We start from the raw sequence: 14,876 nt of genomic DNA, 5'->3' as shown, positions 1-14,876 counted from the left end.
GGCGGAATTCAGTAGCCGCGCGCGTAGTCGACGACGCCGCTGATCGGCTCGCCGCGCGCCAGTGCGCGGATCTTGCCGGCAATCTGCTCGACGGCTTCCTCGCGCAGCGTTTCGGCCGAGCTGTGCGGCGTGATCGTGATGCGCGGCGCGTGCCAGAACGGATGGTCTTCCGGCAGCGGCTCGTGCTGGAACACGTCGAGCGTGGCCGCGGCGATCCGGCCGCTCGCGAGCGCGTCGAGCAGGTCGGCCTCGACCAGGTGCGCGCCGCGCGCGACGTTGACGACGTACGCGCCGGGCGCGAGCCGCGCGAACGCGCGCGACGACAGGATGCCGTCGGTGTCGGGCGTGCTCGGCAGCAGGTTGACGAGCACCTTCGCACCGTCGATGCACGCGTCGAGTGCGCCGTCGCCGGCGAAGGTCGTGACGCCGTCGAGCTGCTTCGGGCTGCGGCTGTAGCCGCGCACGGGCAGGCCGAGCGCGGCGAGCGCGCGTGCGACCTGGGTGCCGAGCACGCCGAGGCCCAGGACGGCGACGGCGAAGCGTGCGCGCGCATGCGGTTCGAGCGGCCGCCAGCGGCGCTCGCGCTGTTGCAGGTCGTATTCGTCGAAGCGGCGCAGGTAGCGCAGCACGGCGTACGTCACGTACTCGACCATCTGCTGCGCCATGCCCGAATCTTCGAGCCGCACCAGCGGCACGTGCGCGGGGAGCGTGCCCGGATGCGCGCGATCGAGCGCGAGCAGCGCATCGACGCCCGCGCCGAGGTTGAAGATCGCGCGCAGGCCGTCGCGCGGCGCGAAGAATTCGCGCGGCGCGCGCCACACGAGCGCGTAGTCGGCGGGGGCCGTATCGCCCGGCTGCCACACGCGCAACTCGGCTTCCGGCAGCGCGTGAGCGATCTCGTCGCGCCACGCGACGGCTTCCTGGTGCGGGGAATGGAACAGGATCTTCATTGCGTGAAGGGGCGCGCGCCGGCGAGGCGCGTCACGGGAACGGCGAGCGGAGCCGGGCGCAGCGCGCCGGCGGACGTAGCGGACATCGGGCGTCTCCTGACGACCGGCACGGCGCGTCGGCGCCCGGACCGGTTCCGTGTGAAGCTGACGGGAAGCCCACATTCTACGGTTTCGCGGCGCATCGCGCCGTCGCGCGGGCCGTGCGTCCGGCGCGGCCCGCCATCGGGCCGCCACCAGACCGCCGCCGGACCGCCGCGCGGCCGCCGCGCGGCCGCCGGCCGCGCAAAAGCAAAGCACAAAATATTGGTTCGGCCGCCGGGTCCGCCGCGCCACAATCGAATCTCGTCTTCAAGCAAGCGAGGGCAATCATGAGCGCATGCAGCAAATCGGCGTGGCCGCCGCGGCTCGTCACCGTTCCGGGCCTGCACGGCAGCGAAGGCGCTCACTGGCAAACCTGGCTCGAGCGGCAGTTTCCGCGCTCGTTGCGCGTCGAGCAGGACGACTGGGACGCGCCCGATCTCGCGGGCTGGGCGCACTCGGTGCGCACGCTGCTCGATCGCGAGCGCGGCCCGTTCGTGCTCGCCGCGCACAGCTTCGGCTGCCTTGCGGCCGCACACGCGCTCGCGCAGGGGCCGCATACGGGCGATGTCGCGGGCGTGCTGTTCGTCGCGCCCGCCAGCCCGAAGAAATTCACGTTCGCCGGGCCGTTCGACGCCCGCCGGCTCGCGGTGCCGTCGATCGTGATCGGCAGCGAGACCGATCCGTGGATGCCGCTCGCCGACGCGCGCACGCTCGCGCAGCGCCTCGGCAGCGCGTTCGTGAACCTCGGCGACGCCGGGCACATCAACACGGCGGCCGGGTTCGGGCCGTGGCCGCGCGCGAAATACTTCATCGACACGCTGGTTCACTGCGCGGCGCCGCTGCGCTTTCGCGACGCGGACGACGGCTTCGAAGCCGCGCTCGTCGACCGCGCGCTCGCGCACGCGGTCTGACGGCGCGGGCCGTCGCGCTTACGACGCGGCGACGGGCTTGACGGCGGCCGGATCCGAGTAGCTCGGCCGGCCGTTCTCGACGTGGCCCGCGAAGCGGCGCGAGAACGTGCCGTTCGCGCCGTCGCTGACCGTCACGTCATACCATTGGTGGCTCGACGCGAGCGCCCATTGCTCGACCTGCTCGCCGCCGCCGTGCAGCGTCACCTGCCGCGCCGGCGTGCCGTACGCGTTGTCGGTCAGCGTCAGCGCGACGTGGGCGCCACCGTGGTTGTGCAGCTTCAGGTACAGGTTCCCGTTCGCGACGTCGTAGCCGGCCTTCACCTCCGGCTGTGCCGGGTTGCGGTGATGCACGGCCGTGGCCGACACGTTGCCCGAGAACACGCGCACGAAGCCGTTCGGCCCGTACACCGAGAACGCATACACGCCGTTCGTCACCGTCAGGTCGAAGTCCGCATGCAGCACGCGGCGCGCGCCGACCGTATAGCGCCATGGTCCGTCGGTGCGGTTCGTCGCATACACGTGGAAGTGCGCGCCCTGGTTGCCGCGGTTCGCGAACTCGATGCGCAGCTTCGTCCCGCTGTAAATGCTCGCGTTCACGTGCAGTTCGTACGGCAAGGCGCGCGCGGGCCGCACGCCGGGCTCCTGCGGATCGACCGGCGACGGCGTCGCGGGCACGGTCGGCGCGGGTTGCGACGTGCACTGCTGGTCCGCGATCGAGCGGTACTGGCTGGTATCCGGCAGCGGCGGGAACGATGCATCCGGCGAGCGGAACTCGAACGCGGCGGTGAGGTCGCCGCACACGGTGCGGCGCCACGGCGTGATGTTCGGTTCGTCGATGCCGAAGCGCTCGCCGATGAAGCGGATCACCGACGTGTGGTCGAACACCTGCGAGCACACGTAGCCGCCCTTGGTCCACGGCGACACGACCGTCATCGGCACGCGCGGCCCGAGGCCGTACGGCAGGCCGTCGGCCGTGTAGCTGCCGCCGCGGCCGGGGTTCACGACCGTATGCAGCTCGCCGTCGGTCGTCACGGTCGACGCGCCCTGCGTGGCCGACGTCGGCGGCTGCGGCGGCACGATGTGGTCGAAGAAGCCGTCGTTTTCGTCGTACATGATGAACAGCACGGTCTTGCGCCACACGTCCGGGTTCGACGTGAGCGCATCGAGAATCTGCGACGTGTAGTTCGCGCCGTACGCGGGCGTGTATTTCGGATGCTCGGAGAACGCGGCCGGCGGGCACAGCCACGACACCTGCGGCAACCGGTCGTTGATCACGTCGTCCTTCAGGTTGTCGAGCGTGCGCACCGTCTGCGCGCGCTGGTACAGCGACGAACCGGGCTTCGCGTTGATGAAGTTCGCGAAGTTCTGCAGCACGTTGGTGCCGTAGTTGCCGTTGTACGGATCGTTGCCGGTCGTGCCCTGCTGATAGATCTGCCACGACACGCCGTGCGCTTCGAGGCGCTCGGGAAAGGTCGTCCATGACAGCAACTGGTAGGCCGGCGGCCCGTCGCCGTCGACATAGTCGCTGTTGTCGAGCAGCGGGCCGCCGAACTTGCCGGTCGGGTCGACCGTGCCCGTCATCAGGTACGAGCGGTTCGGGTGCGTCGGCCCCGGCAGCGAGCAGAAGTAGTTGTCGCACACGGTGAACGCATCGGCGAGCGCGTAGTGGAACGGGATGTCCTCGCGCACGTGATAGCCCATCGTCATGTCGGTCTTGTTCGCGGGCCACTGGTCGTAGCGGCCGCCGTCGATCGCCGCGTGCGTCTTGTACCACGAGTGGTCGAGATCGCCCACGCACTGCGCGCTCGTCGTCAGCGTGTTCAGCCGGAACGGCAGCACCGGCTTGCCCGGATCGGCCTTCGACGGCTGGTACCAGACCGGCTTGCCGTTCGGCAGCGGGATCGGGAAGCGGTCGTTGTAGCCGCGTACGCCGCGCAGGTGTCCGAAGTAATGATCGAACGAGCGGTTTTCCTGCATGAACACGACGATGTGCTCGACGTCGCGGATCGTGCCGGTGCCACGCGCGGCGGGAATCGCGAGCGCGCGGCGGATCGATTCGGGAAAGGCGTTGAGCGCAACGGCGGCGCCCGCGGATTGTGCGACGGTATGCAGGAAACGGCGGCGGCTCGATGACGTCATGTTGTTCACCTCGGTTCTGCGGTCGGGGGGGGGCGGAAGCGGCGGAATCAGCCCGGCGACGATGCGGCGGCGCTCGACGCGGCCGCGTTCGCCGCGGGCTTCGCGTCGTCGCCGTCATCGGGCGGGTAGTGCACGACGGGCGGCGCGAGCGGCGCCGCATCGGACGCTGCGGCATTCGCTGCGGCATCGTTGTTGAACGCGCTGGCAGAGCCGGACGATGCGCCGGCTTGCTGCGAGGCGTCGGTCGCGTGGGCGTCGTGCTGCCCGTCGTCGCTGCAGGCGGCGACGAAAACGGCGGCACAAAGAACGACGACGACGGAAACGCGACGCATGACTTCTCTCCTGGCAGGCTGATCGGGAAACGTTTTCGAGTATGCCGACGCGATGCGACGTTTCGGTGAATCGTTTGCGTCGGGCGCGTGATCGCGAAAGGCTTTCGCCAGGCTGACCATTGGCTTTCGCGTGTGGCGGGCCGGCAGGCGGCCGCCTGCCGATCGCGGCCGGTCAGCGCCGCGGCGTCCTGCGCCGCACCTCGCTGCGCAGCCAGTCGAGCCACGTGCGGATCGCCGCCTCGTGCGGATGGCCGGGGCGCCAGACGACGTAGTGCGCATACACGTCGGTGATGCGCACCGTCGACACGCGCACCAGCGTGCCGTCCGCGAGCTCGGGCTCGATCAGCGAGCGGCGCGCGAGCGCGACGCCGCGGCCTTGCAGCGTCGCGTCGATCAGTGCGTTCGTATCGGTGAAACGCGGCGCGCGCGCGGATTCGGTGAGGTCGAGCCGTGCGGCCTGGAGCCACGGTTCCCACGGCTGCGCGGGATGGCGCAGCAGCGTCGCGCGGACGAGCTCCGCCGGCGCGCGCGGGGCGACGCCGTCGCGATTGCGGTACGCGGGGCTCGCGACCGGGAAGAGGGTTTCGTTCATCAGCTTCTCGGCGATGACGCCCGGCCAGGTGCCGGGCCCGTAGCGCAGTGCGACGTCGATGCGATCGCGCTTGCGCAGCGGCGCGAGCGCCACGTCCGGGTGCAGCGCGATCGCGATGTGCGGATGCGCGGCCGTAAAGCGCGGCAGGCGCGGCGCGAGCCAGCGCTCGGCCACGCTCGGCAGCACGCTGACGTTCAGCGTCACGTCGCAGGGACGCGGGCGGCGGCGTACCGCGAGCGCCGGCTCGAACGCGCGTTCGAGCACGCTCAGGCCCTGGCGCACCTGCAGCGCGAGCGCGTGCGCGGCATGCGTCGGCGTCGCGCCGTTACGCTCGCGCGTGAAGAGCGGATAGCCGAGCTGCGCTTCGAGCGCGCGGATGTGCTGGCTGACCGCGCCTTGCGTGAGGGCGAGTTCGTCGGCCGCGCGCGTGAAGCTTTGCAGCCGCACGGCGGTCTCGAACGCACGCAGCGTCTGCAGCGGAGGGAGGTGGATGCGTCGCATGCGGGTATTAGTAACACTAATGCCCGAGTACGACAATTCATCGTTTGCGGCGCACCGGTACACGTTCCTACACTCGGTTCCGTCTTCCACAGCCCCGTTGGGCCACGCCATCATGAACGCATATCGTCTCTATCTTTCGCCGGGCGCCTGCTCGCTTGCCGCCCACATCGCGCTGGAGGAAACCGGCGCGCCGTTCGACGTCGAGATCGTCTCGGTGCAGAAGCAGCAGAATCTCGACGCGCGCTATCTCGCGATCAATGCGAAGGCGCGCGTGCCCGTGCTCGCGATTCCGGGCGAGCCGCGCGCGCTGACCGAAACGCCGGCGATCCTCACGTATCTCGCGCGCCGCCATCCGGATGCGCAATTGCTGCCGCTCGGCGATCCGCTGCGCGAGGCGCGGTGCCACGAATGGCTCGCCTGGCTGGTCGGCTGGGTGCATGGCGTCGGCTACGGCACGCTGTGGCGGCCGGGCCGCTTCATCGACGATCCGGCGCTGCACGGTGCGATCAGCGCGCACGGGCGCAACACGATCGAAGCCGCGAACGCGACGATCGAAGCCGCGCTCGCCGATGGCCGCACGTGGGCCGAACCGGGCGCGCATTCGATCGTCGATCCGTTCCTGCTCGTGCTGTACCGCTGGGGCACCGCGATCGGGCTCGACATGTCGCAGCATGCGGCGTGGACAGCCCATGCGCAGCGCGAGGCCGAACGGCCGGCTGCGCGGCGTGCGCTGGCGCGCGAGGCAGCCTGACGGATGCGCGGGCGTCGTGGTGTGTGCCGCGACGCCCGCGTGAGACGGGCAACGGCTATTTCGCGGCGAACAGCGGATAGGTCGCGCCGGCGACCAGCGCGGCTGCGAGCCACACCACGCTCCACGAGCTGACCGCGAGCAGCGGCGGAATCGCGAGTGGCGTCGCGAACAGCCCGAGGTAGACGATCGTGTTCACCATCCCGAGCGCAGTGCCCGCGTGGTTCGCGCCCGCGAGCGTCGCGAGCTCCGTGTACGCGACGCCGTGCCATGCCGACACGCAGATGCCGGCGAACACGAGAATCGCGACGATCGCGGCGAGCGGTACGTGCGCACTGCCGGCCGTCGCCGCGGCGAGCAGCGCGAACGACCCGGCCGCGACGAACACGGAGCCGCGCAGATACGCGCGCCGGTTGCCGTGCCGGTCGGTATGACGGCCGCTCCACACGCGCATCACCATCGCGCCGAGTTGCAGCACCACCATCGCCGCGCTGATGCCGGCGAGGCCGAGCCGGCCGAAGTCGTGCAGGAACACCGTCGCGAACGTGAGCACCGCGAACTGCGGCGCGCACAGCAGGCCGATGCCGAGCACGATGCGCCACACGGGGCCGCTCGCGAGCGGGTTGCGCGCCTGCGGGGCGGACGTCTGCCGCCCGGCCGGGCGATGCGTGGCGACGCGCGCCGCGGCCGGCTCGGCGGGCGGCTCGTGCAGCCAGCGCCAGGTCAGGGCGGCCGATCCCGCGCACAGCAGCATCAGCGCACCGAACACCGCGGCGAAACCGAGATGCGACGCGAGCGACGGCAGCAGCGCCGCGCCGACGCCGCCGCCAAGCGGCACGGCCGTCTGGCGGATGCTCATCGCGAGCCCGCGTTCGCGCTCGCCGAACCAGCGCATCACCGCGCGTCCGCTCGACCCGTTCACGCTGCCGCCGAGCAGGCCGACGCAGCACATGGCCGCGACGACGCGCATCAGCGGCGGCACTGCGTGCGCGGTTGGGACGATCGTGGCCACCATCAGCGCGAGCATCGCGGCCGTCGCGACCAGCCCGGTCAGCAGCACGCGCCGATCGCCGAAGCGGTCGGCGGCGATTCCCCACGGCAGCTCGGACAGCGCGACGCCGAAGCCGAGCGCGCCGAGCACGAGGCCGAGCGCGCCGTTGTCGAGATGATAGGCCGTGCGCATCCACACGGCCGTGGTCGGGATGCCGGCCGCGGCCGCCGAAAAGCTCATGTTCGCGGCGACACCGGCCGCCAGCACGCGCCAGCGATGGGCCGGGCCGCGCACGTCGCGGGCAGGCGAGGAGGGGGAGGCGATGCACGAGGTATCCATGACGGCGGGCCCGGTTGGAAATTGACATCCACAGTCTGGCGGCCTACATTCATCCTGAAAATCGGAAAGTTTGTGATAAATCGTTCGATAAATCAGGATGGTTGAAATGCCCGGACAAGACATTCCGCGCGGCGGCGAGCCGCTTGCGGTGGCCGATGCCACGCTGGCGCGGCCCAACTTCGACGTGGCGGCGCTGCGTAGCCTGGTTGCGGGCGTGGATCTCGGCAGTTTTGCGAAGGCGGCCGACCGCGTCGCGCGTTCGTCGTCGGCGGTGAGCGCGCAGATCCGCAAGCTCGAGGAGCAGGCTGGCACGCCGCTGTTCGTGAAAGCCGGGCGCGGGCTCGCACTGACCGATGCCGGCGACGCGATGCTGCGCTATGCGCGGCGGATGATCGAACTGAACGACGAGGCGGCCGCGGCGGTGCGCGGCGTGAATCTCGACGGCTGGGTGCGGGTCGGGCTGCAGGAGGACTTCGGCGAAGCGATCCTGCCCGACGTGCTCGGGCGGTTCGCGCGTGCGCATCCGAAGGTGAGGATCGAGGCGCGCGTGGCGCGCAATGCCGATCTGCTCGAGCGGCTCGATGCGAACCAGCTCGATCTCGCGCTCGTGTGGGGCGATCCGGCGTCGGCGGCGCTCGTGTCGCGGGCGGGGATCGACAGCGAAGCGATCGCACAGGTGCCGATGCAATGGATCGGTGCGGTGCGGGCGGGTGGTTTCGGGGTGCCGGACGAGGGCGGCGACGGCGCCGAAGGCGAAACGGGCGACACGGGCGCTACAGGTGCTACGGGCAGCCGTGCCGGGCGCACGCCGGGTGAGCCGCTGCCGCTCGTCGTGTTCGACCGGCCGTGCCGGTTCTTCGGCTCGGCGACCGATGCGCTCGATCGCGCGGGCGTGCCGTGGCGCATCGCGTTCACGACGCCGAGTCTTGCCGGGCTATGGGCGGCTGCGGCGGCCGGCCTCGGGCTGACGGTGCGCTCGCACTACGGGCTGCCCGCGTCGGTGCGGGTGCTCGACGCGGCGTCGTGCGGGCTGCCGGCACTGCCGAGCCTGCCGTTGATCCTGCTGCGGCGCACGTCGTCGGCGACGCCGACGGTCGACCGGCTGGCGCGGATCGTGACGCAGGCGGTGCGGGATGCGACGGAGGGCGCGGCGGCGTTGGCGGCCTGATGACACCTTCGGTTGCCGTCGCGGGCTGCGATCCATTCGTCCCTCTGCCGATCGGCTGAATGGGGCGCGCAGACTGATCCCGGCTGCCGACGAGCGTATCGTCAGCAGCGCGAGTATCTGGGAGGCCGCCATCAAGGCCGGTCTGGGGACGCTCGACATCGACGTGGGCAAGCTGATCCGGGCAACCGGCGCATGCGGGATTCGTGAGCTGCCGGTTCGCGCCGCGCATGGGGCTGCGGTGCGTGATTTGCCTCATCACCCTCGCGACCCGTTCGATCGCTTGCTGGTCGCGCAGGCGCGCCACGAACCGCTTCAGCGCGTGACGGCCGACGCTCGTCCTGCTCGGTACGACCTGTCGCTGGTTCTGACAGTGCGAAATAATCCGTCGGGTCGGAATGCGTCTGTCGGCAGCACCCTGCGCGGCGTAGCGGCTTATGCTGCGGCGACGTCCGACTCGATGGCTTCGAGCGCCGTACAGATCGCTGCCAGCCGCACCCGCAATCCTTCGCTCGCCGGCACGAACGGCAGCCGCAACCCGTCCTCGCACCACCCTTGCGCGGCGAGCACGGCCTTCACCGGTGCCGGGTTCGGCTCCGCGAACAGCGCCGCGACGAGCGGCTGCAGCGCGACCGACAGGCGCCGTGCATCGGCGAGCCGCCCGTCGCGCAGCAGCGCATGGATGCGCACATGCCATTCGGGCAGCACGTGTGCGCTGCTCGCGATCGCGCCGTGCGCGCCGGCGCACATCGCCGCGAAGTTCTGGTTGTCGTCGCCGGACAGGATCGCGAGCGGCGTGTCGTGCACGAGCCGGCTCATCCGGTCGAGCGTGCCGCCGCATTCCTTGATGCCGGCGACGCGCGGGTCGCGCGCGAGCGCCTGCAGCGTGTCCAGTTCGACGCTCACGCCGGTGCGGTACGGGATGTTGTAGACGAGCACCGGCAGGTCGGCGGCGTCGACGATCGCCTCGACATGGCGGCGGATGCCGTCCTGCGTCGGCCGCACGTAGACGGGCGGCGTGACGAGCAGCCCGTCGGGCCGCAGCGCCGCGAGTTCGCGTGCGCGCGCGGCCGCGAAGTGCGTCGCGCTCGCGGTCAGTCCGACGACGATCGGCCGCCCGGGCGCCGCGTCGCGCAGCGTCGCGAACACCGCGTCCTGCTCGCGCCCGTCGAGCAGGACGCCTTCACCGGTCGTCGCGCCCGCGACGAAGCCCGCGATGCCCGCGCCCGCATAGTGACGGGCGAGCCGCGCGAGCGCTGCATGGTCGACTTCGCCGTGGTGGAACGGCGTGATGATCGGCAGCCAGATACCTTCGAAACGTGTGTTCATGCAAAGCCTCATGGTGGAAACGGCATGGTAAGGAACCGTTCCGCCGGCGGAGTGCCGGAGCGAGGCGTGCGTGCAAGGAGAAAGAAACGACCTGCGGGCATCCCGTCCGGCATTCGCCTGACGGGACGCGACGTCCCCGTCAGTCGAGGCGTCGTTTTTTCAGTTTCAGCCCGGCCGCGCGCGTACCTGCCGCAACGGCGGCGAGGATCGAAAGCGAGCGCAGGGTAGCGGACATGGATGAACCGTAAGTGGGCTGAGCGGCGATCTTAACACCGGATCGGCGGCGCGCGCGAGCGCCGCCGCCGTTTAGCAGGATTCGAGATTTGCTTTCCACGACTGATTGGAAAGCGCGCCGCGCCCGGCCGCTAGAATGCCCGCTTACGTTTCGATGACAGCGCGTACGCGTGCCGTCACGCACATTCACCACCACTGGAAACGGGGCATATCACGATGGCAAGCATCAAGGGGATCGGCCGTTGGCTGCACACGGGCGCGGCGGCGGCGCTGGTCGTGGCGGCGACGGCTGCGCATGCGGACACGTCGATCCTGAACGTGTCGTACGACGTGACGCGCGAGCTGTACAAGGACATCAACACGAGCTTTGCCGCCGCGTACAAGCAGAAGACCGGCGAGACCGTCACGATCAAGCAGTCGCACGGCGCGTCGAGCGCGCAGGCGCTGTCGGTACTGCAGGGGCTGCAGGCCGACGTCGTGACGATGAACCAGCCGAACGACATCGACTTGCTCGCCGAGCGCGGTCAATTGCTGCCGAAGGACTGGCGCGCACGCTTTGCGGACAACAGCTCGCCGTACTCGACGACGATGGTGTTCCTCGTGCGCAAGGGCAATCCGAAGGCGATCAAGGACTGGAGCGATCTCGCGAAGCCGGGCGTACAGGTGATCATCGCGAACCCGAAGACGTCGGGTAACGGCCGCTACGCGTATCTCGCCGCGTGGGGCTTCCAGAAGCAGAAGGGCGCGACCGACCAGCAGGCGCTCGACTTCGAGAAGGCGATCTTCCGCAACGTGCCGGTGCTCGATTCGGGCGGCCGTGGCGCGACGACGACGTTCACGCAGCGCGGCATAGGCGACGTGCTGGTCACGTTCGAGAACGAAGTGGCGCTGATGGACACCGGCGCATCGGGCGCGCAGTTCGACGCCGTGTATCCGTCGGCGAGCATCCTCGCGGAGCCGCCCGTCGCCGTCGTCGACAAGGTCGTCGACAAGAAAGGCACGCGCAAGGTTGCCCAGGCGTATCTCGACTACCTGTACACGCCGGAAGCGCAGGAAATCATCGCGCAGCACCATCTGCGCCCGCGCGACGCGAACGTGCTGAAGAAGCATGCGGCCGAGTTCAAGGCGCTGAAGACGTTCAGCGTCGAGCAGGTTTTCGGCAGCTGGGCGAACGCGCAGAAGACCCATTTCGCCGACGGCGGCACGTTCGACCAGGTGATCGTCGACCGGAAGTGACCGCGGCGCGCATCGCGCGCGGGTCCGCGCGATGACGACGCAGCCGGCCGCACCCGCGGCCTTTTTTTGCATTGCGCGGCGGAGTTCCGTTCCGCGCCGGCACGCATTCCCGGCCGCCGCGGCGCGTGCTACGCTCATCGCCTCCCTGCAACCGGCCCCGCGCGATGAACGTCGATTCGTCCTCCCCAGCCTCCCGCGGCCGTGGCCGCAAGATCTGGTCGGGCACCCGCCCGGTGATCGCGTACGGGATGCCGCCGCTCGGCTGGCGCGATTTCTACCACCGCGCGCTGACGGTGAGCTGGCCCGTGTTCTTCCTGTCGCTCGCGGTGCTGTTCCTGCTGCTCAACGGCGGCTTCGCGACGCTCTACGTGCTCGGCCGCACGCCGATCGCGAACCAGTCGCCGGCCGGCTTCGGCGGCGCGTTCTTCTTCAGCGTCGAGACGCTCGCGACCGTCGGCTATGGCGACATGCATCCGCAGACCGTTTATGCGCACCTCGTCGCGACGCTCGAGATCTTCGTCGGGATGTCGAGCATCGCGCTGGCCACGGGGCTCGTGTTCGCGCGCTTTTCGCGGCCGCAGGCGAAGATCCTGTTCGCGCGCAACGCGATCGTGCGGCCGCTGAACGGCCGGATGACGCTGATGGTGCGTGCCGCGAATGCGCGCCAGAACGTGATTGCGGAGGCGCAGGCGAAGTTGCGGCTGATGCGCATCGAAGGCACGCACGAGGGCTACTCGCTGCGCAAGATCCACGACCTGCCGCTCGTGCGCAGCGAGCACCCGATCTTCCTGCTCGGCTGGAACCTGATGCACGTGATCGACGAATCGAGCGCGCTGTTCGGCGAGACGCCCGAATCGCTCGCCGCGCGCGACGCGTCGTTGCTGATCACGATCGAGGGCTCGGACGAAACGACCGCGCAGGTCATGCAGGCGCGTCACTCATGGGCGCATGGCGAGATCCGCTGGCGTCACCGCTATGTCGACCTGATGCACGACGAGGACGGCATCACGCACATCGACTACACGCATTTTCACGAAGTCGTGCCGATCGACGTCGACACCGACGAACGCAGTTCGCCGGGCGTGGCGGCCGAAGCGGGCGCGTCGGCGCAGGGGCCGGCCGCGCAGGCGTGACCGGGGGCGGCGGGCGCCCCCTCATGCGTCACGCATGCAGCAACCGCGCCGCTTCGCGCTGCTCGATCGCGACCGCGCGGCGGAATGCGTCGCGATCCTCCGCGCGCGCAACGTAGTCGCCGAGCACGCCTTCGTGCGGCAGCAGATGCGCGTCGAACGCGATCTTCAGCGTGCTGGCGAGCAGCAGGTCGGCCGCGGTGAAACGGTCGCCGACGAGCCAGGGGGTGTGGGCGAGCGCTTGCGCGAGCGCGCGCTGCACGCGCGTGATGTTGCCCCAGCCGAACGCGACCGGATTGCCCGACGCGCCGGTGAATTTTTCGGCCATCGCCGGTTCGAGGCAGGCCGGCGTGAAGAACATCCATTGGAGGAAACGGCCGCGCAGCGGATCGTCGGGCGCGATGCCGAGCCCGGCGCCCGGGCAGCAGTCGGCGAGATAGAGCAGCACGGCGCCCGATTCGGCGAACGGCGCGCTGCCGTCGTCGAGCGCGGGCAGCTTGGCCATCGGGTTGACCTGCACGAATGCGTCGCTGCCCTGTTCGTGCGAGCGCAGGTCGATCGGCACGAGTTCGTACACCACGCCGATTTCCTCGAGCATCCACAACGCCCGGAATGCCCGGGTCTTCGGCCAGTAGTAGAGCTTCATCGCGCCTCCGCGTTTCGGTGCTGGTGTCGGTCCGGTCGATGCTCAAGCGTACCCGAGCGCAGGAGGTTCGGACAGGGGCGCCCGGCTAGGGGCGCCCGGCGAGGGGCGGTTCGGCTGAAAGAGACTGTTGGGGCGTTATCTGTCGCGCGTGAATCGGGCAGAAAATCGGGCAAAGCCCGATGGGATAAGGGAGTTATCAATAACTAGTTATATGAAAACTAGTTATATAAATCGGTAAAAATTCAGGCGAAAAGCAGCATCGCTACCAACGCGCACCGCCGATTCCGTAGCACCCGTACATGCGCGTCTCAGGCATTCGGCTGCAACCGCCGACGCATCGCGAAACACGGCAATCACTGGAGACAAGTCACGCATGGCAAACGACGATCGCACCACGATCATTCCGCGCAGAACGCCCGAATCGGCGGCCATGGTGGCCGAGGTCAAACGAGCGATGGCGATCACCGCGCGGCTCAACCGTCTGACGTTCGACGATGCAGCCGAGGTTCGTGCGCTGTTCGGCGAACTGATCGGCATGCAGGTCGACGACGGCTTCACGCTGATCCCGCCATTCCATGCCACAGGCGGCACCGGCATGAAGCTCGGGCGCAACGTGTTCGTCAACCAGAACTGCACGTTCTACGACCTGGGCGGGCTCGAGATCGGCGACGACGCGATGATCGGCCCGAACGTCAGCCTGATCACGTCCGGTCATCCGGTCGAGCCTTCGCGGCGCCGTGACTGCGTCGTCGCGAAGCCGATCGTGATCGGGCGGAACGTGTGGATCGGCGCCGGCGCGACGATCATCGGCGGTGTGACGGTCGGCGAGAATTCGGTCGTCGCGGCTGCGGCGGTCGTCACGCGCGACGTTCCGCCGAATACGCTGGTCGGCGGCAATCCTGCGACGGTCATCCGGTCGATTGCCGAGTAACGTCGCTCGGGCGCGCGTGCGGGCGCGATGAGACATCGGCGGACCGATGTGGACAACTCGCTTCGCAGCGACTCGAAACGCTGTGCATCTGAAGGGTGAGGGTGCCGCCGGGGCCGGCCGGACAAGCCTTTCCGGTTGTCCCCGGCGGTGGTGCGCCGAGACGTCCGTCGACAGCCGGATGAAGATCCGGCCGCTCGCCGGGTTGTGGATATCCGCGCCCGGAAACGACTCGGCACGCTGTGGGTTTCACAGGTGAGGATGACCGGATGCTGCGCGAGACATGAATCGGGGTGTGGACAACTCGCCGCGAAACGACGCGAATTGCTGTGAAATTCATCGGTGAGTGTCGCGCCCGATCGCGCGGCGCGCCTGCTCCGGCGCGGGTTTCCGCCCTTTGCCGCGATTCGGGAGGGTCGCGCATTCTAGCTGAATGCGCGCATGCGTGACCAAGCCAGGCGCGCACCGCGACGTCGATATCCGGTTCCGGATCACGATCAAAGGGTCGTGCATTCTAACGGCGCAAGCGCGCGTGTGGTCCGCAAAGTGCGAATTTCGCCGCGCATATCCGCGTTCTCGAGCGACTCGGCGCGCCATGCAATTCAATGGTGAGTGCGATTTCGG

General features: G+C 69.4%; 14 protein-coding genes and 1 pseudogene. 7 read left to right on the top strand and 8 right to left on the bottom strand.

Annotated features, from left to right (window positions below; all coding sequences use genetic code 11):
- Positions 1-8: 8 nt before the first annotated feature.
- Positions 9-950: a 2-hydroxyacid dehydrogenase gene (locus ACWMMN_RS15740; RefSeq protein WP_059233030.1), complete on the bottom strand. Its 942-nt coding sequence runs from the start codon at positions 948-950 to the stop codon at positions 9-11.
- Between the two features lie 368 nt (positions 951-1,318).
- On the opposite strand from ACWMMN_RS15740, the gene ACWMMN_RS15735 reads away from it, so the two are divergent.
- A complete protein-coding gene (locus ACWMMN_RS15735) occupies positions 1,319-1,942 on the top strand; it encodes an RBBP9/YdeN family alpha/beta hydrolase (RefSeq protein WP_059233031.1) in 624 nt (207 codons plus the stop codon).
- Positions 1,943-1,960: 18 nt separating this feature from the next.
- Here ACWMMN_RS15735 and ACWMMN_RS15730 read toward each other — a convergent pair whose 3' ends face one another.
- The 3 genes from ACWMMN_RS15730 to ACWMMN_RS15720 all read right to left on the bottom strand — a co-directional run bounded on the left by ACWMMN_RS15730 (position 1,961) and on the right by ACWMMN_RS15720 (position 5,506).
- A complete protein-coding gene (locus ACWMMN_RS15730) occupies positions 1,961-4,081 on the bottom strand; it encodes a phosphocholine-specific phospholipase C (protein WP_486422838.1) in 2,121 nt (706 codons plus the stop codon).
- 47 nt (positions 4,082-4,128) lie between these two features.
- Positions 4,129-4,413 carry a hypothetical protein gene (locus ACWMMN_RS15725; protein ID WP_486423231.1) on the bottom strand — a complete coding sequence of 95 codons (285 nt, stop codon included), beginning with the start codon at positions 4,411-4,413 and terminating at the stop codon, positions 4,129-4,131.
- A gap of 172 nt (positions 4,414-4,585) precedes the next feature.
- Positions 4,586-5,506: a LysR substrate-binding domain-containing protein gene (locus ACWMMN_RS15720; RefSeq protein WP_256085327.1), complete on the bottom strand. Its 921-nt coding sequence runs from the start codon at positions 5,504-5,506 to the stop codon at positions 4,586-4,588.
- Between the two features lie 112 nt (positions 5,507-5,618).
- On the opposite strand from ACWMMN_RS15720, the gene ACWMMN_RS15715 reads away from it, so the two are divergent.
- Positions 5,619-6,257: a glutathione S-transferase family protein gene (locus ACWMMN_RS15715; RefSeq protein ID WP_256085326.1), complete on the top strand. Its 639-nt coding sequence runs from the start codon at positions 5,619-5,621 to the stop codon at positions 6,255-6,257.
- A 55-nt stretch (positions 6,258-6,312) separates the two neighbouring features.
- Here ACWMMN_RS15715 and ACWMMN_RS15710 read toward each other — a convergent pair whose 3' ends face one another.
- On the bottom strand, positions 6,313-7,584 hold the full coding sequence (locus ACWMMN_RS15710; protein WP_486422837.1) for an MFS transporter: 1,272 nt from the start codon (positions 7,582-7,584) through the stop codon (positions 6,313-6,315).
- 106 nt (positions 7,585-7,690) lie between these two features.
- Here ACWMMN_RS15710 and ACWMMN_RS15705 point away from each other — a divergent pair, with 106 nt between their 5' ends.
- Positions 7,691-8,752, top strand: a complete 1,062-nt coding sequence (locus ACWMMN_RS15705; RefSeq protein WP_059233036.1) for a LysR substrate-binding domain-containing protein — start codon at positions 7,691-7,693, stop codon at positions 8,750-8,752.
- A gap of 64 nt (positions 8,753-8,816) precedes the next feature.
- Positions 8,817-9,125 (top strand): annotated as a pseudogene (locus tag ACWMMN_RS15700) (type II toxin-antitoxin system VapC family toxin); the annotation flags it as partial.
- A gap of 59 nt (positions 9,126-9,184) precedes the next feature.
- On the opposite strand, the gene dapA reads toward ACWMMN_RS15700, so the two are convergent.
- Positions 9,185-10,078, bottom strand: coding sequence for a 4-hydroxy-tetrahydrodipicolinate synthase (gene dapA, locus ACWMMN_RS15695; RefSeq protein WP_340624521.1), 894 nt, complete (start codon positions 10,076-10,078; stop codon positions 9,185-9,187).
- Positions 10,079-10,217: 139 nt separating this feature from the next.
- Positions 10,218-10,412 (bottom strand): hypothetical protein, encoded by a 195-nt coding sequence (locus ACWMMN_RS15690; protein WP_342703017.1) that lies wholly within the window; start codon positions 10,410-10,412, stop codon positions 10,218-10,220.
- 116 nt (positions 10,413-10,528) lie between these two features.
- Here ACWMMN_RS15690 and ACWMMN_RS15685 point away from each other — a divergent pair, with 116 nt between their 5' ends.
- The gene (locus ACWMMN_RS15685) at positions 10,529-11,548 is read left to right on the top strand and encodes a sulfate ABC transporter substrate-binding protein (protein ID WP_174994234.1); all 1,020 of its coding nucleotides are present in this window, start codon (positions 10,529-10,531) and stop codon (positions 11,546-11,548) included.
- A gap of 164 nt (positions 11,549-11,712) precedes the next feature.
- Positions 11,713-12,681 (top strand): ion channel, encoded by a 969-nt coding sequence (locus tag ACWMMN_RS15680; RefSeq protein WP_059233039.1) that lies wholly within the window; start codon positions 11,713-11,715, stop codon positions 12,679-12,681.
- Between the two features lie 28 nt (positions 12,682-12,709).
- Here ACWMMN_RS15680 and ACWMMN_RS15675 read toward each other — a convergent pair whose 3' ends face one another.
- Positions 12,710-13,324, bottom strand: coding sequence for a glutathione S-transferase family protein (locus tag ACWMMN_RS15675; RefSeq protein WP_059233040.1), 615 nt, complete (start codon positions 13,322-13,324; stop codon positions 12,710-12,712).
- 373 nt (positions 13,325-13,697) lie between these two features.
- On the opposite strand from ACWMMN_RS15675, the gene ACWMMN_RS15670 reads away from it, so the two are divergent.
- The gene (locus tag ACWMMN_RS15670) at positions 13,698-14,255 is read left to right on the top strand and encodes a DapH/DapD/GlmU-related protein (protein WP_486422836.1); all 558 of its coding nucleotides are present in this window, start codon (positions 13,698-13,700) and stop codon (positions 14,253-14,255) included.
- Positions 14,256-14,876 lie beyond the last annotated feature (621 nt).

It is taken from the genome of Burkholderia cepacia complex sp. TUM26381 (genome assembly GCF_057439935.1).
This window is presented reverse-complemented; position numbering and strand designations above follow the sequence as displayed.

What these genes read in the sequence shown, in the direction of transcription:
- ACWMMN_RS15670 (WP_486422836.1), top strand. Translation starts at nt 13,698, where the DNA reads ATGGCAAACGACGATCGCACCACGATCATTCCGCGCAGAACGCCCGAA.
- ACWMMN_RS15675 (WP_059233040.1), bottom strand. Translation starts at nt 13,324, where the DNA reads ATGAAGCTCTACTACTGGCCGAAGACCCGGGCATTCCGGGCGTTGTGG.
- ACWMMN_RS15710 (WP_486422837.1), bottom strand. Translation starts at nt 7,584, where the DNA reads ATGGATACCTCGTGCATCGCCTCCCCCTCCTCGCCTGCCCGCGACGTG.
- ACWMMN_RS15705 (WP_059233036.1), top strand. Translation starts at nt 7,691, where the DNA reads ATGCCCGGACAAGACATTCCGCGCGGCGGCGAGCCGCTTGCGGTGGCC.
- ACWMMN_RS15735 (WP_059233031.1), top strand. Translation starts at nt 1,319, where the DNA reads ATGAGCGCATGCAGCAAATCGGCGTGGCCGCCGCGGCTCGTCACCGTT.
- ACWMMN_RS15715 (WP_256085326.1), top strand. Translation starts at nt 5,619, where the DNA reads ATGAACGCATATCGTCTCTATCTTTCGCCGGGCGCCTGCTCGCTTGCC.
- dapA (WP_340624521.1), bottom strand. Translation starts at nt 10,078, where the DNA reads ATGAACACACGTTTCGAAGGTATCTGGCTGCCGATCATCACGCCGTTC.
- ACWMMN_RS15685 (WP_174994234.1), top strand. Translation starts at nt 10,529, where the DNA reads ATGGCAAGCATCAAGGGGATCGGCCGTTGGCTGCACACGGGCGCGGCG.
- ACWMMN_RS15730 (WP_486422838.1), bottom strand. Translation starts at nt 4,081, where the DNA reads ATGACGTCATCGAGCCGCCGCCGTTTCCTGCATACCGTCGCACAATCC.
- ACWMMN_RS15725 (WP_486423231.1), bottom strand. Translation starts at nt 4,413, where the DNA reads ATGCGTCGCGTTTCCGTCGTCGTCGTTCTTTGTGCCGCCGTTTTCGTC.
- ACWMMN_RS15720 (WP_256085327.1), bottom strand. Translation starts at nt 5,506, where the DNA reads ATGCGACGCATCCACCTCCCTCCGCTGCAGACGCTGCGTGCGTTCGAG.
- ACWMMN_RS15740 (WP_059233030.1), bottom strand. Translation starts at nt 950, where the DNA reads ATGAAGATCCTGTTCCATTCCCCGCACCAGGAAGCCGTCGCGTGGCGC.
- ACWMMN_RS15680 (WP_059233039.1), top strand. Translation starts at nt 11,713, where the DNA reads ATGAACGTCGATTCGTCCTCCCCAGCCTCCCGCGGCCGTGGCCGCAAG.